We start from the raw sequence: 15,790 nt of genomic DNA, 5'->3' as shown, positions 1-15,790 counted from the left end.
GTATAGGAGGAATTTCTAATGAATATTACGTATCAAGAGTTTTCAATTGATCGGTTGGAGGAAATCCTTCAACTGTGGAATCAAGAATTAGTCTATGATCGTATTTCGAAAGAACGCTTTTTCGAGCAAATTCTTTACGATGAAAATTTCAATAGCCAGTTGTTCAAACTGGCTATTGCCGATAATCAAGTGGTTGGTTTTGTTTATGGAATCAAGCGTCAAGTTCCTTATCTAACGCGAGGACTAGAACCAACTCGAGGATGGATTTTACAAGTTGCGGTGGCACAATCCTGGAAAAGACAAGGAATTGCCAAAGCATTGGTTAGCCAAGTAGAGGAAGATCTTCAAACAGCAGGAGCAACTGAGATTACCTTGTGTGCCTTCAGTCCAAATTACTTTGCTCCAGGTATTGACCTTCGCTATACGGAAGGCCTAGCCTTTTTCAAAGCACTAGGGTATCTGGATAAAGGGGATGCTGTTAGTATGGGGGCTGTTTTAACTAATCATGAAGTAGACGTAGAGTCTATTTTAGCAGAAAAACGAAAACAAGGAATTCGGATTATGCCATATGAAGACCGTTATTATGCAAAAATCTTAGAATTTGCTGAAGCGGAATTTGGTGGTGGATGGCATCGTAATCTTTTGTTAGCAATGCAAGCAGGGGAAGCTAGTGAAACAATTTTCTTAGCAGTAGACGAAGATGATCAAGTAATTGGGTTCACGATGCGTAAGATTGATGGAAACGATACTCGATTTGGCCCAATTGGTGTTAGCTCGAAAATCCGTTCTAAAGGATTGGGGAGTGCACTGTTAGAAGTTATGCTCGATGATTTGATTAAACGTGGAATTTACTACACTTTCTTCCTATGGACTCACGGGAAAACGATTGATTTTTACCGGAAACATGGGTTTGAAATTTACCGTACGTATGAATTGTCTAGAAAGGAATTAAAAAAATGAAAAAACGAGTTGTAAGTATTGGCGGACACTCCTTAGATGCTGAATTAATGGGGGGACCATTGCTGATTCAATATGCGGAACAAGGGGTTCATTGTACCTTTATGCACGTCACAACAGGACGTCTTGAAGATCCGAATGCAACAGAAGCAGAAAAAGCTGCGTATTTGGAACAATTGCGTGCGGAAAATGAAGCAGTTGCAGCGGAAATGGGATGTGATTTTTATTCCTTTGGCTACAGTTCAGCTACTTTGCCTAGCGAAGGGGAATTCATCCAGATGTTAAAAGATTACTTCGTAAAGGAGAAGGTTGACCTAGTGGTAACCCATGCGCGAGGTACGTTACATCCACGACATTATTACACCTATGAAACAGTGACTCAGGCTGTCCGTCAATTACGCTTAGAAGGTGTGGACATTGATCTGCTTTACGGAGAAAACTGTGAAGATTTAGCTGGATTTACTCCTAACAAATATCTGGAGGTATCTCAAAAGCAAGTTAATAAATGGTTCACTGCCTTGAGCAACTATGCAATCTTCAATGGGAAGGTTAATTCCATGCCATATCGGGATTACTATACGACCATGGGGAAAATCAGAGCAGTAGAGGTTGATTCAAAAGAATTTGTCAAAGCCTTTATGATTGCTCCCATGATTGACAATACCCTATAGAAAATGAGGGAAAACAATGAGAATTGAGAATCTGGATACCGAAAAAAGAAATCCAAATAGCTTACAGATTGACCGAGTTTCTACAGCGGAAATGTTGAGGATCATCAATCAAGAGGATCAAACAATCGCACAGCAAGTCGGTGAAAAATTAGAGCTGATTGCTGAAGCGGTGGATCAAGGCTCTGCACGTTATAAGAAAGGTGGCAGGCTGATCTATATCGGTGCCGGTACAAGTGGACGGCTGGGGTTACTTGATGCAGTAGAGCTAGTTCCGACTTACGGTATCTCTCCGGATCGCGCGATTGGATTGATTGCTGGTGGAAATCAAGCCTTTGTCCGAGCCGTAGAAGGGGCGGAAGATAGTAAAGAGCTGGCAGTTGAAGACTTGAAAGCAATCAGCTTGAGCAAGGAGGATGTTGTTATTGGTCTGGCAGCTAGCGGTCGCACACCATACGTAATCGGTGGCTTAGAATATGCCAATGACATCGGGGCTTTGACTATTGCTATTTCTTGCAATCCACAGAGTCAAATTGGCCAAATTGCTATAATTCCCATCGATGTACCAGTAGGCCCAGAGGTTGTTACTGGATCAACTCGAATGAAGGCTGGTACTGCTCAAAAAATGATTCTGAATATGATCTCTACTGGAATCATGATTAAGCTAGGATATGTCTATCAAAATTTGATGATCAATGTTCAGACTACCAATGAAAAATTGGTTGACCGAGGAATTCGAATTATTTGCGAAGCTACCGGAAGTTCTCGTCAAAAAGCTGCGGAAACGATGAAATTGACAAATAATGAAGTGAATACAGCAATCGTAATGATTGAAAAAAAACTAGACGTAGATCAAGCTAGAACGCTGATTAAAGACAATGAGGGCGCTTTAGCTAAAATTATAGACTGAGAAATTAAGAGTGTGGTAGGATGATTTATGGGAGATGAAAAACGATGAATGTCTTACTGCAGATCCAACAAAATATCCAATCTTATACAGCAGGAGAACAGAAGATTGCTAACTATATTATCGAAAATCCAGAAAAATTATTGCCGATGAGTGTCCACGAATTGGCAGGTAGACTGGATGTTAGTTCGGCTACTCTAGTACGCTTCTCGAAAATGTTAGGATTGAAAGGATTTACCGAATTAAAGCAACGAGTTTCTGCGGCATTGACAACAATTTCTAGTACAGAATCCTTGAAAGAAGTTGAAAAAGGTGATTCCGTAGAGGATATTAAGAAAAAAGTTTCCCTTCGTATGAATCATATGGTGGAACAAGTGAATAAAGTATTAGCTAATGAACAGGTGGAGCAAGCTGCTCAACTGATCCGTAATGCAGAGAATGTCTTTACTTTTGGGTTGGGTGCTTCCTCACTAGCGGCGCAAGACATCTCACAGAAATTTAGCCGTATCGGAAAGCATTGTTTAGTCAATACTGATATTACTTTAATGGCCACCTCAATGACGCTTCTAAAAGAGAGTGCTTGTTTAATTGCTATTTCTAATTCTGGTGAAACAGCAGAAGTTGTGAAGTTAAGCAGTTTAGCGGAATCGTTAGGGATACCTGTTATTGGTATTACGGGACAGTTGAAGTCAAAAGTTGCTGCCAAAGCACAAGTTGTCTTGATGCCTTCTTCCGGAGAATCAATTCCTATGCGAACTGCTGCCACTATGTCACTGATGGCTCAGCTGTATGTGGTAGATATCTTATTTTATAACTATGTAGCCAATAATTTTGAAGACAGTATGTCTGGTATTCAACAAACTAAAAATATTGAAATCTAAACTAGCACCACTGCTAGGAATCCCCAACCAGTGGTGCTAGTTTTTTTAGTCACGCTTTATCCTGATAAAAAGTCCGTTCACGACTGTTTCCTAAGAAAATCGGTAGCAGATTCCCTAAGGTGCCGGCTAATTTTTCTGGGGTTAATTCTGTTTTGGGTATCCAAAACTGAGCATCCCCTCGGTCACTCTTGGTGGCGGCTTCACTGTTCACCCGGGCGTAGTAAAGACCCGCTAATTCTCGGTCGCCGTTTTGGTCGTTACGCCATTCTGCCACACCCATAAAAGTCGGTTGAATACTCAAACCACACTCTTCTTTGACTTCTCGAATGACGGAGGCGGTTAATGACTCGTCTTTTTCCACATGACCCCCGGGAAAGGTCCAGCCTGGCCAGTCGGGTTTTTGCCGGTCTTGTACGAGAATCGCTCCTTGTTCATTTTCAATCATACATAGCGTGGTTAATTCCACGAAAAAGCCTTTTGCCATTTGCATCGCTCCTTTGTTTTCGCTTTATTGTCTCCCAAGTGATTATCCGGGTCAATCCTTCGTGCTATAATCGGAAGAAAATAGGAGGGAAACCATGCGTTTAGATAAATTTTTAGCGGATATGCAGTTGGGAAGTCGCAAAGAGGTCAAAGTTTTAATCAAAAAGGGCTTGATTCAAGTAGATGGCCAAGTGGTGCGTATAGATAAAACTCAAATCGATGAAACCAAAGCACAAGTAACCTTCGATGGGGAAGTGATTGCCTATCAGAAGTATTTTTATTATATGTTGAACAAACCAGCTGGCGTGATTTCCGCCACAGTGGACAATTACGAGGAAACAGTGGTGGACTTATTGGCGGATGAGGATTTCCGCGAGGATTTGTTTCCGGTAGGGCGCTTGGACAAGGATACGGAGGGCTTTTTGCTACTGAGTAACGATGGGGCTTTGGCACACCGGATTTTATCGCCAAAACACCACGTGGAAAAGGAATACTACGCGCAGGTGAAGGGGCTGTTAACTGAAGACGATGTGACAGCTTTTGGGCAAGGTTTGGTTATCGATGGCGGGGAAGAGACTTTACCGGCTCAGTTGACCATTGTAGCAGTGGATGAAGCAGCCGGCACTTCGGAAATGCGTTTGATTTTACATGAAGGCAAGTTTCATCAGGTCAAGCGTATGGTCCAGGCGGTGGGCAAAGAAGTGACGTATTTGCAGCGTATTCGTATGGGGCAAGTGCCTTTGGACCCAGAGCTTGCCCTGGGAGCTTACCGTCCTTTGACCGCAGCTGAGGTCAAAGCTTTAGAACGAGGCTAAATCTTCTTAAAAAGACGTTTTTTCCCATGATTTTGCGACTTTTCCACGAAAAAAGGCGAGCAACTTTTTCGCTAGTCTGGTAAACTGGATAAGAGTAAAAGTATATCCTTATTTTCGTGTTTGAGAAAGCATTTCGTGAAGGAGGAAAAAAATGAAGTATTACGGTGGCATCGAGGCTGGGGGCACGAAGTTTGTTTGTGCAGTCAGCGATGAAAACTTTGAGATTGTGGCAGAGACGAGTATTCCGACCACAACCCCAGAGGAAACATTGGAGCATGTCTTTGCTTTTTTTGATCAATATGAATTAGTAGCCATGGGCGTGGGTTCCTTTGGGCCGATTGGCATCGACCCGACCAAGGATACGTACGGCTATGTCTTGGCCACTCCGAAAAAAGGTTGGGCGCAATATGATTTCTTGGGCAATTTGAAAGAGCACTATCCGGGCTTGCCTTTTGCTTGGACCACTGATGTCAATGCGGCGGCCTATGGGGAAATCAAGCAAGGCGCGGCTCAAGGGAAAAATAGCTGCGTCTACTTAACCGTGGGAACCGGAATTGGTGGCGGCGTAGTCGTTAATGGCGAGATTTTCTCGGGTATCAGCCATCCGGAAATGGGCCATATTCATGTGAAGCGCCATCCTGACGATACATTTGTTGGGACTTGTCCTTATCACAATGACTGTTTGGAAGGCTTGGCAGCAGGGCCATCCCTGGAAGGACGTACTGGAATCAAAGGGCAAGATTTGCCGGAAAATCATCCGATTTGGGATATTCAAGCGTACTACATTGCACAAGCCTTGATGAGTTACACGCTGATTTTAGCGCCGGAAATCATTATCTTAGGCGGTGGCGTCATGAATCAAGATCATTTATTGTTGAAGATTCGTCAGCAGTTTGTGGATCAAATGAATGGCTATATGGAAACACCAGAAGCTAGCGAGTACATTGTCCGCTGGGGCTTGCCAAATAAGAGCGGCATCACCGGCTGTTTGTTACTAGCAGCGGATGCGGCAGCAAAAGTATAAGAAAAAAACACTTGGAGCGTGGCAATGAATACTGCCCGTTTCCAAGTGTTTTTCTTACCATAACCCCGGTAATGCTTCAATAATAAGCGTCTCATCAGTAAAAGGATGACGCAAGCGCATTTGATCGGCATGAAGCATTAAGCGCGGTGTCTTTTTGGCTTGGGGGTTGTACAAAGGATCGCCTAAAATCGGATGCCCAATGGCTGCTAGGTGCACACGAATCTGGTGGGTGCGGCCAGTTTCCAAGCGACAGTAGATGCGGCTTTCTTTAGCAGTGTGGCTTACGACTTCTACATGAGTCACTGCATATTGGCCCCGGGCTTCATCGATGATGCGTTTTTTGCGATCATGGCGAGAGCGACCGATCTTTTTCGTAATGGTCTGATTGTGGGACAAATTTCCCGTCACGACCGCTTGATAGCGGCGCGCAATTTGCTTTTCTTCCAACAGGCGTCCTAAAAGGGGTAAAATCAAAGGACTTTTAGCAAAGAGCAGTGCGCCACTGGTAGCGGTATCCAGCCGATGTACTACATAAGGACGTTGCCCTTGAGGCGCTAAGTAAGCAGCTAGATGGTTGGCCATCGTAGCGGTCTCCTCCGGCTCATTCGGATGGGTTTTGATGCCAGCGGGTTTATTGACCACGATGAGCTGCTCGTCTTCATAGAGTGCGGCAACTTGACGAGGATCACCTAAAGCGAGGGTTTGATAAGGGTAGTCTGTTTCTTGTAAGGTGAAGGTTAGCTTGTCACCGGCTTTGACGGTTTGCTGAAAAGTCGCCGGCATATGATTGACCGTCACGCCTTTTTGCATGCGTATGAGATGGCGCATCTTTTTGGGTAAGAGCCATTGTTCCGTTAAAAGTTCTTGCAAAGTGACGGGGGCTTGGGTTTTAGGTAAAGTAATCTGGTATTCCATGGGAAGCTCCTTTTCCGGATTGTGCCGCTTATTCCTCTTGATTATAACGAATCCTTAAAAAAGCGCAATTCTAGGGAAGCTAAAGGAAAAATTAAGAAAAACCTTACAAAAAAACGGCCTTTCAATGCTAGAATAGCAATCATAAGTGCCTAATCGAGGGAATCTCGGTCCTAGGTCTAATGTGAGGGTGAGTTTGGCGTGCTACACTAAAGCGCGAAGCTTATCACCAGATGTTGGAAAGGAGACAGCGATGGATTTTCAAAAGTTTTGGGCCAAGACCAAAGAAGTGATTCAAAATGGTTGGCAATGGTTGAAACCGTATCTTAGCCGTTTTCACAAAGCGCGAAAACGCATTTGGAAAAAATATCATGTGAATAAAATTTTGCTGTTGCTCTCATTGGTGGCGATTTTAGTTACCTCTAGCTATTTATTTTATCTTTCGAAGCAAGTCAATGTGAGCCAACTGGAAAAAGAATTAAAGAGTAGTACGGTTGTTTATGATGAAGCCGATGAGGAGTCCGGCAAGCTCTTGCCGCAAAAAGGAACCTACGTGGCCATTGACCAGATTTCTCCTTTAATCAAGGATGGGCTGGTAGCCACCGAGGATCGAAACTTTTACGAGCACCACGGTTTTGATATTAAAGGGATTGCCCGAGCGGCGGTGCGGATGGTGATCAATCGGGATACTTCCGGTGGTGGGGGCTCCACGATTACCCAGCAGCTGGCCAAAAATGCTTATTTGACCTTGGACCAGACCTTTACCAGAAAAGCCAAGGAGTTATTCTTAGCCATTGAAATCGAGAAAAAGTACTCGAAAGATGAGATTTTGGAGATGTATCTGAACAACTCGTACTTCGGTAACGGGGTTTGGGGAGTGCAAGATGCGGCTTTGAAATACTTCGGCGTCAATGCCAATGAAGTGGATCTCGGGGAGGCGGCGACCCTTATTGGGATGCTGAAAGGGCCGAATCTCTACAACCCGATTGACAATGTGGAGTTGGCCAACAAGCGACGTAACACGGTGCTCAGCGTTATGGCGGAAACCGGGGTCATCACCAAAGATCAAAAAGCACAGACGAGTGCCACCAATATTGGCGACTTTGTGTACGATGGCTACAGTCAATCCGACCAAGGCTACAAGTACCCGTTCTTCTATGATGCGGTAATTGACGAAGCCGTAGACGAATATGGGCTCAGTGAAGCGGATGTTTTGAACAAAGGCTATAAGATTTACACGACGTTGAATCAAGAGATGCAGGCCCAACTGGAAAGTACCTACCAGCAAAATGCGGTCTTCCCAGAAAATGCAGCGGACGGCACCATGCCCCAGTCTGCATCGGTAGTGTTAAATCCGAATACCGGTGGAGTCAGTGCTTTAGTCGGTCGTCGCGGGGAGCACGTTTTCCGGGGCTTTAACTTCGCTACTCAGATGAAACGTTCTCCTGGTTCGACGATTAAACCCATCAGCGTTTACACACCGGCGCTAGAATCCGGCTACAAACCAGACAGTATCTTAAAAGACCAAGCCTTAGACTTTTATGATGTGAAAAACTACAGTGGAACGTATTCCGAATCCGGGGAAGTGCCCATGTATCAAGCGGTGGCTTGGAGTCTTAATGCTCCAGCGGTTTGGTTGCTCCATGAAATCGGTATGGACAAAGGTTACAACAAAGCCAAAGAATTTGGCTTGTCCCTGACGGAAAAAGACAAATACTGGGGCGGTGTGGCCCTAGGTGGTTTGGAAAAAGGGGAGTCCCCCTTGACCATGGCGGCGGCTTACAGCGTCTTTGCCAATGGCGGAACCTACTATCAACCTCACTTAATCCGCAAAATTGTGGATGCTAACGGAGCGGTCATTGTGGACAATACCAAAGTCAAAGGCAAACGAATCATCTCGGAAGAAACGGCCAATGAAATGACCAGTATGCTTTTAGGAACCTTCTCCAACGGTACGGCACAAGGGGCCAATCCTGGCTATGTCATGGCCGGCAAAACCGGGACCACAGAAACCAATTTCGATGCCAGCAAGGTCAATGACCAATGGATCGTAGGCTACACGCCAAATGTGGTTATCTCTTCTTGGCTAGGGTTTGAAAAGACCAGTGAGAGCCATTACTTGGAAGGTTCGGCAGGGCAAGTCGTCGGCAGAGTCTTCCGCAATGCGGCGGCCAACGTTATGCCTTACGTGAAATCCAGTCAGTTCCCAGTAGTGGATGCCTACCAAACAGAAGGTCAAGTCATGACCAATGAAGAATTCGAGGAACAACAGTCTTCTTCTGAACAGGATTCCCAGTGGCAAAAACAAGTGGATGATTTCACCGACAAAGCCAAGGACAGCCTGTCTGAATTCGGCAACAAAGTGAAAGATGCTACCAAAGATATTTTCAATAGTATTTGGGGCAAGATTCAAGGCGAATAAGACTTCAAAAATCCCGGTCAGGCTTACTTCCTTGACCGGGATTTTTCAGGCGGTAGGGTCTGTCTTGTTTAAAGAAGGATGCTTAAGCAAAGAAAACAGTTGGTTTTGTTCTTTCATTCCCACTAAATCGTGATACAATAAGATTATCATGAAAAAAAGTGAGGGAACACAATGGCAAACATTTACGATACAGCGAACCAATTAGAAAAAGAAATTCGGGAATCTCAACAATTCATCGATTTACATGCTGCATTTGAGCAATTGAAAAAAGACGAAAAGGCTTATGAGCTTTTCAAAGAATTTCAAACGCTGCAACACAGCTTGCACCAAAAAATGATGGCCGGCGAAGAAATGTCCGAAGAAGATGCGAAAGCGGCTCAAGAAATGGCGACAAAAGTTCAACACGAAGAAGCCATTGGCCAATTGATGCAAAAAGAACAAGCTTTCAGTACAGTTTTAGATGATTTGAACCGGATCATCACTACTCCAATCCGGGAATTGTACAATCCGGAAGCGTAAGCAGTCCAAGAAATAACGACGCTTGATTTGTTTTTCAAATCGAGCGTTTTTTTTTTGTAAAAAAAGCGAACAAATTTTCGTATTTCAGTGACGAAAGACTGGTAGAATGGTAAAATAAAGCAGACAAAAGATCCGCAAAGGCAATTGCTAGCCTTTATGGATTCACAGGAAATGAGGGGAGTACATGTTACGTTTTATCCATGGGGCGGATTTGCATTTTGACCGTAGCTTTGAAGGGCTGACAGGACTTGCCCCGGCGGCGAGTCAACGCTTGTCCCAGATCAATCAAGAGGTGTTGGCAAATATCGTGGAGGTGGCCTGTGAGCGTAAGGTCGACTTTGTTCTGTTGGCCGGAGATACCTTTCACCAATCGCGCCCCTCTTTAAAAGCGCAAGGAGAGCTATTGGCGGCATTTCATCGTTTGGCAAAAGCAGAGATTCCCGTCTATCTGATCTTTGGCAATCATGATTACTACGATGCCCAGCGTTATTGGTTTGACTTTCCGGACAATGTTCACTTGTTTACCAGTTCGACGGTGACAAGCTTTTCTGGAGCGGGTCAGTCTGGGGAAACCTACGAAATCACCGGCTTTAGTTACCAAGAGCGCTTTGAGTCAAAGAATAAACTAAAGGAATTTCCTTCTCGAGGCAGTGCCGTGTACCAGATTGGGATGTACCACGGGGATCCTGGTGGCAGTCAGTACGCGCCTTTTTCTTTGGGCGAAATGCGCGAAAAAGGGTACGACTACTGGGCTTTAGGGCATATTCATGTGCCAACTATTTTAAGTGAACAACCCCCGATTCTCTATCCCGGCGCTCCCCAAGGACATACTCGCAAGGAAACCGAGGCGGGTTTTGTCACGTATGTGGAGCTTACGCCCGGGAGTTGCCATAAAGAAGCCCTTCCTGTAGCTAGTTGGCTGTGGCAAAAGATCAGACTCGATGTCGGCCACTGTCGCAATCAAAAGGAGCTATTGGCCTTTTTGGAAGCAGAGTTGACGCGTTTAGTCATAGAGCGACCGGCATTTTTACAAGTTATTTTGGATCAGGTCACTGGGGACAATCAAACGATGAATGCCTTAGCAAATGGGGAAGTGCAAGAGTATTTGAATCAAGCCTTGTGGCAACAACAGCCCCCTCGGCAAATTGCCAAGTTGCAACAAGCCCAGAGACTGACTGAAAAAAATCGTCTGCCGCTACCTAAAAATCAGGTAAAACGGATTTTACACTTGTATCAAGATCCGGAAATCTTCGGGGATTTGCTGAAAGAGTTGGCGCTGCATCCTGTGGCGGGAAATTTACTAAGCAAAGACGAGCAGTATCAGGCCACGGTCTTGGCAGCAGCTGAGCAGTTATTAGCGACAGATTTTTTATTGGAGGATGAAGAATGAAGCTGATTCGCGCGGAAATCACCGGCTTTGGGAAATACCGACAGCAAGTCATCTCCTTTGAAGCCCAGAATCAATTGCTTTTTGGTCCGAATGAAATCGGCAAATCCACCTTGTATCAATTTATCCAGTGCATGCTTTTCGGCTTTCCTCCCCGCCGCACGCGGCAAAAGGACTATACGCCAAAAGACGGCACGGCCTTTGGGGGCAAGCTGTGGTTGGATTTTCCCGGTGTGGGGGAAGTCTACCTAGAGCGCTATAAGCAAGTAGACCGGGGAAGGGTCAAAGTTCGCTTAGGTGAGCAAGTGGGTGGAGAAAAGCTGTGGAAGGATTTATTGCAGGGCTTAACCCCGGCACTTTTTAGTGAAGTGTTCACCTTCCAGCAAGAGCAGCTCTCTCAGTTGGACCACTTGCAGGAAGAGGAATTGCAACAAGTCTTGCTTTCACTGGGTATCACCGGGAGCCGCCAATTAATGGAGCAAGGGCAACAGTATCAAAAAGAAAACCAAAAGAACTTTCGCCCCAAAGGTCAACGTCTACCTTTGAATGAAGGCTTAGGACAGTGGCAGACGTTGCAGCATCGTATTCAAGAAAAAGAAGCTGCGGAAGATCGGGTTCAGGAGCTTTTAGCCAATCGCCAAACGTCTCGGGAACAGCTCGTTACCCGGCGGAAAGAACAACGGGAGTTAAAAGCTGCTTTAAGCCAAGCCAAAGAGCAAGAGCTCCACTGGCAGCAGTATGAAGAATGGCAGACTTTAAAGAGCTTAAAACAAAGCGAACTCGCTTTAACTCCTGAACAAGTTCAAGCTTTAGAAGGCGTTTATCAGCAATATCAAGGGCTAACGGCGCAATTAAAACAAATTGAAGAGGACTATTATCAAGCTAAAGAAGCGGAAACCGTCACCCCGCAATACGAGTTTTATTTGCAACACGAAGGGGTCATCAAATCCTTATTAAAACAACAAGTCAAAGGGGTGCGTTTAACCGATGAATTTCAACGGAGTATGGCTCGCCAAGATCAGCTCCTAGGAGAAATTAACGACTTGGAGACACAATACGGCTGGCAGTTGCCTTCTGTTGAAACGGTCTCTTTGAAAGAGTTGGATGACCTTAGCCAAAAATTGGGTCAAATCCAAGATCAGCTTCAAGAAAATCAACTACAACAAAAATGGTTATCCACGGAAGTGACAGCAGGTGAGGCAGCGCAAGCATCGTCGGCAGGTGCTAGCAATGAAGATGAAGCTTCGGATAAGACTAGCTTTAATCGACAAAAGCCTTCGCTGACATTGATTTCTTTGGCATTGGCGGCGGTGTTCTTATTGTTAGGCATCTTTGTCTTGCCACAGTTTAAGGCAATACTTGGAATTGCCGCAATCGCCTGTGGCATTGGCGGTGCGTTGTGGGAGTACCATCAGCGCCAACAAATTGCCTTGAAACAAGGCGCTATGGCTAAGCGCGGACCAGTGGCGACTCCCAGAAATTCACAGGAACAATTGGACCGATTGCAAGAGCAAGCAGAGCAGCTACGTGTAAGGCAAGACCAATTTGCCGAAAGTCTTCATCAAGCGTTAGGTGGGCGTAAAATTGCCGCCTGGTCTGATTTTCCCGATTATCAAAGTGATTATCATCGGTATTACCAAAGTCTACTGGATTTGGATCAAGTAACGGCAGACTTACAGACCCAAGACGAAGCCTATGGGGCGCTTTTACAGGAATTTGATTTCTTGAGTAACTGGTTGCCACTACAGGAGTTAGACTTAGTGGGACGTTTTGAGACATTGCAACAATTTGATCAAAAACTGACTCGACAAAAACAACTTCAGGGTCAGCAAAAGACGACACTTTTGGCAGATCAACGAAAAGAAATGCTGACGAAAATCAATCAACTAGCAGAAAACAGTCAAGACTTATTGCAACAGACTGGGGTGAATTCTTTAGCGGAAGTCCCAGGAAGAATTCAACAAGCCCAAGGGCAAGCTAAGCAAATGCAGCGTTTAGAGGAATTAACCAAAATCTTGACGCCTTTATATCCTGAACCAGTAGCTGCCGGTAGTCTAGGCGTAAAAATCGCCCGGTTGCAAGGTCAACTAAACGAGCTAGAAACAACGGAAACTACTTTGTTGGAACAAACCCAGCGACAAGACTTAGAACTAGAAGCTTTATCAAAGGATGGGACCTTAGATGAATTGCGCCAAGAACAAGCGGATTTAGAAGAAGTTTTGGGCCAGCAGTTAATCGATTGGGGAGCCAGAAAAGTTGCCGGTGCCGCCTTACAAGATTTAGCCACGGACCTTTCGGAACAACAGTTGCCACAGCTTTTGCAACAGGCGGGTCACTACTTGCAGATTTTAACCAATGGCAAGTATCGTACCCTTTACTTTGAAGAAGGGCAGTTGGTCTTGCAAGGAGCGCAAGAGATGGCGATTCAAGAGCTCTCCACCGGGACCAAAGATCAGCTGATCATGGCGTTACGCTTTGGTTATCTGCACTTGCAAAAGAAAAATTTGTGTCCGGTGATAATCGATGACGGTTGGTTGAACTACGACAGTCAAAGAAAGCATCAATTAGCGCAGTTATTAGCCGATTTTGGCCAAAAATACCAGGTCATTTGTTTGTCTTCTGACCGAGAAATGGTAAGCTATTATCAAGACTTCAAACAACCGGTGCAGTCCTTGGCAAGCATTGTTTAAAGGAACAGGTTGAGAAGCGTTAGCAAGGAGGAAGTAGCTATGACAAAAATTCGTGAGTTAGTCCTAGATCAGGAATTTACCGGGTTTTACTTAATAAAAAATGCCGATGTTCGTTTGGCGAAAAACGGAAAAAAATTCATTGCTTTCACGTTCCAAGATACCAGTGGTACCATTGATGGGAAATTTTGGGATGCATCAGAAGAAGAAATTCAACGCTTTGCGGCGGGAAAAGTCGTGGCGTTACAAGGAAAACGAGAAGTTTACAATGGCAATCCCCAAGTGAAGATCATGCATTTACGTCTGACGAAAATCGATGAACCTGGGGAACCTACGTTGTACATGGAACGGGCGCCACTGAAAAAAGAAGCCATGGAAGAAGAAATCAACAAAACCCTTTTTGAAATCACCAATCCCAATTGGAACCGAATCGTGCGCTTTCTATTAAACAAGTATCAAAAAGAGTTCTTTGATTTTCCAGCGGCGAAGCGCAATCACCATGCCTTTGCTAGTGGCTTGGCTTACCACACCGTTTCCATGTTGCGTTTAGGGAAGGCGATCGTGGCCGAATACCCGGAACTAAACAGCTCCTTGTTGTATGCAGGCATCATCTTGCACGACTTGGGCAAGGTTTTGGAATTATCCGGTCCCATGTCCACAGAGTACACCTTGGCTGGCAATCTCGTAGGCCACCTTGTTTTAGTGGACGAGGAAATCGTCAAGGCGTGCATCGCTTTGAAATTCGACGAAAACAAAGAAGATATCGTAGTCTTACGGCACATGGTCTTGTCCCACCACGGCTTATTGGAGTATGGGTCACCAGTGCGGCCTCGGATTATGGAAGCGGAAATTTTGCATCAGATTGACAATTTGGATGCTTCCATGCAGATGATGCTAACCTCCATCCGTCAGACCACTCCGGGAGAATACAGTGACCGAATCTTCGGCATGGACAATCGTTCTTTCTACGTACCAAAGGAATAGGAATTTTCAGTAGTACCGTTAAAAAAGTCAGAAAAAGACGCCACCGAGATGATCTCGGTGGCGTCTTTTGTTTGTGTTTATTTAGAAGATTCGGTTGTAGATTCTTCTGTGCTTGCAGCGGTGGAGCTTTCTTCTGCACTTTCTTTTGTGGAGCTAGCTTTTGTATCAGATTCGGATTCGGCAGTTGAGCTTTCTTTTGCTGCATCGATGTAAGTAGACAAGACATCAGCAAAGGTATCGTCGGTAATCTTCACGTTGGCTTTCTTCAATTCTTCCCCGATTACTTTGTTTTGGAAAGCAGAGTCAGAAGTGTAAGTAGCAGTGGCGATTTCTTTTAGTTCGTCTTTGTATTTATCCATGTCGTTACCTTTACCGGTGTTTTTCACCATTTTGATAACGTAGTAAGTAGTAGAACCGTAAGTGGCATCTACATCGGAAATCACGTCAGAAACTTCGCCGTCTTTCAAGTCAAAGGCAGCTGTTTTAACCGTGCTGGAGAAAGTATCAGAAGTAGAATCAAATTTCGCAGTACCGCCATCTTCTTTGTAAGTAGTGTCGGTATTTTTGTCGTCTTCTTTGGCAATCTTGGCAAAGTCGGCGCCATCTTTTTCCACAGCTTCTTTCAATGCTTTTGCATCGTCTTCCGTGGCAGCGGTCATAACTTGAACTTCGACTTCAGGGTGGAAGCTTTCCCAAGCGGTTTTCAAGTCTTCGTCAGTCAAATCAACATGAGCTTCCATGCCTTTATTGAAGGCTAATTGTTGTTTGATCAATGCTTTGTAGGTCTTTTCAGTTAAATTGCTGCTGGAAAGGGCGGTTTCGAATTGATCCCCTAATTGTTTCTTCGTGTCGTTGAATTGTTTGTTGACTTCTTTGTCGGTGACCTTGTCGCCATAAGCATCTTCAAAGACTTTGTAAATGATCATTTCTTGCACGGCTTGAGCACTAGTATCGTCATTTTTTACATGGTTGTAAAAATCTTCTACGGTAATGGTAGCACCTTTCATGCTGGCAATTTTATCGCTTGAGCCGGTTGAACAAGCTGCAAGAGTCAAGGCAGTCAGCCCGGTTAGTGCGGCGATTAAAAGTTTTTTCTTCATAATGGTTTATGCACTCCTGTAATTCGAATTTTTCACATGGTTAA

At 44.8% G+C, this 15,790-nt stretch carries 14 protein-coding genes; 11 read left to right on the top strand and 3 right to left on the bottom strand.

Annotated elements, in window-relative coordinates; all coding sequences use genetic code 11:
- Positions 1 to 18 precede the first annotated feature (18 nt).
- The 4 genes from I579_RS02620 to I579_RS02605 are packed head-to-tail and all read left to right on the top strand — an operon-like array spanning position 19 to position 3,413.
- Positions 19 to 960, top strand: coding sequence for a GNAT family N-acetyltransferase (locus I579_RS02620; RefSeq protein WP_010752741.1), 942 nt, complete (start codon positions 19 to 21; stop codon positions 958 to 960).
- A complete protein-coding gene (locus I579_RS02615; RefSeq protein WP_010752742.1) occupies positions 957 to 1,628 on the top strand; it encodes a PIG-L deacetylase family protein in 672 nt (223 codons plus the stop codon). Before I579_RS02620 ends, I579_RS02615 begins: the two co-directional genes overlap by 4 nt.
- Positions 1,629 to 1,644: 16 nt before the next feature.
- Entirely contained in the window at positions 1,645 to 2,535 is an 891-nt protein-coding gene (murQ, locus tag I579_RS02610; RefSeq protein WP_010752743.1) for an N-acetylmuramic acid 6-phosphate etherase, read from the top strand.
- A gap of 44 nt (positions 2,536 to 2,579) precedes the next feature.
- Entirely contained in the window at positions 2,580 to 3,413 is an 834-nt protein-coding gene (locus I579_RS02605; RefSeq protein ID WP_010752744.1) for a MurR/RpiR family transcriptional regulator, read from the top strand.
- Positions 3,414 to 3,462: 49 nt separating this feature from the next.
- Here I579_RS02605 and I579_RS02600 read toward each other — a convergent pair whose 3' ends face one another.
- Positions 3,463 to 3,897 carry an 8-oxo-dGTP diphosphatase gene (locus I579_RS02600; RefSeq protein WP_010752745.1) on the bottom strand — a complete coding sequence of 145 codons (435 nt, stop codon included), beginning with the start codon at positions 3,895 to 3,897 and terminating at the stop codon, positions 3,463 to 3,465.
- 94 nt (positions 3,898 to 3,991) lie between these two features.
- On the opposite strand from I579_RS02600, the gene I579_RS02595 reads away from it, so the two are divergent.
- A complete protein-coding gene (locus I579_RS02595; RefSeq protein ID WP_010752746.1) occupies positions 3,992 to 4,711 on the top strand; it encodes a pseudouridine synthase in 720 nt (239 codons plus the stop codon).
- Positions 4,712 to 4,862: 151 nt separating this feature from the next.
- Positions 4,863 to 5,735: an ROK family protein gene (locus I579_RS02590; protein WP_010752747.1), complete on the top strand. Its 873-nt coding sequence runs from the start codon at positions 4,863 to 4,865 to the stop codon at positions 5,733 to 5,735.
- 54 nt (positions 5,736 to 5,789) lie between these two features.
- Here I579_RS02590 and I579_RS02585 read toward each other — a convergent pair whose 3' ends face one another.
- Positions 5,790 to 6,650, bottom strand: coding sequence for an RluA family pseudouridine synthase (locus I579_RS02585; RefSeq protein WP_010752748.1), 861 nt, complete (start codon positions 6,648 to 6,650; stop codon positions 5,790 to 5,792).
- Positions 6,651 to 6,900: 250 nt separating this feature from the next.
- Between I579_RS02585 and I579_RS02580 the strand changes: the two genes are divergently transcribed.
- From I579_RS02580 to I579_RS02560, 5 genes are all read left to right on the top strand, one after another.
- A complete protein-coding gene (locus tag I579_RS02580) occupies positions 6,901 to 9,069 on the top strand; it encodes a PBP1A family penicillin-binding protein (protein ID WP_010752749.1) in 2,169 nt (722 codons plus the stop codon).
- A gap of 171 nt (positions 9,070 to 9,240) precedes the next feature.
- On the top strand, positions 9,241 to 9,588 hold the full coding sequence (locus tag I579_RS02575) for a YlbF/YmcA family competence regulator (RefSeq protein ID WP_010752750.1): 348 nt from the start codon (positions 9,241 to 9,243) through the stop codon (positions 9,586 to 9,588).
- A 184-nt stretch (positions 9,589 to 9,772) separates the two neighbouring features.
- Entirely contained in the window at positions 9,773 to 10,978 is a 1,206-nt protein-coding gene (locus I579_RS02570; RefSeq protein ID WP_010752751.1) for a metallophosphoesterase family protein, read from the top strand.
- Positions 10,975 to 13,665: an ATP-binding protein gene (locus I579_RS02565; RefSeq protein ID WP_010752752.1), complete on the top strand. Its 2,691-nt coding sequence runs from the start codon at positions 10,975 to 10,977 to the stop codon at positions 13,663 to 13,665. The genes I579_RS02570 and I579_RS02565 overlap by 4 nt, the downstream gene beginning before the upstream one ends.
- 39 nt (positions 13,666 to 13,704) lie before the next feature.
- Positions 13,705 to 14,646 (top strand): 3'-5' exoribonuclease YhaM family protein, encoded by a 942-nt coding sequence (locus I579_RS02560; protein ID WP_010752753.1) that lies wholly within the window; start codon positions 13,705 to 13,707, stop codon positions 14,644 to 14,646.
- Between the two features lie 77 nt (positions 14,647 to 14,723).
- On the opposite strand, the gene I579_RS02555 is transcribed toward I579_RS02560, so the two are convergent.
- Positions 14,724 to 15,749 carry a peptidyl-prolyl cis-trans isomerase gene (locus I579_RS02555; protein ID WP_174269999.1) on the bottom strand — a complete coding sequence of 342 codons (1,026 nt, stop codon included), beginning with the start codon at positions 15,747 to 15,749 and terminating at the stop codon, positions 14,724 to 14,726.
- Between the last annotated feature and the right edge of the window lie 41 nt (positions 15,750 to 15,790).

Source organism: Enterococcus asini ATCC 700915 (assembly GCF_000407365.1).
Lineage (GTDB): Bacteria > Bacillota > Bacilli > Lactobacillales > Enterococcaceae > Enterococcus_C > Enterococcus_C asini.
Note: the sequence above shows the minus strand (reverse complement) of the source record. Positions and strands in the feature narration are given on the sequence as shown.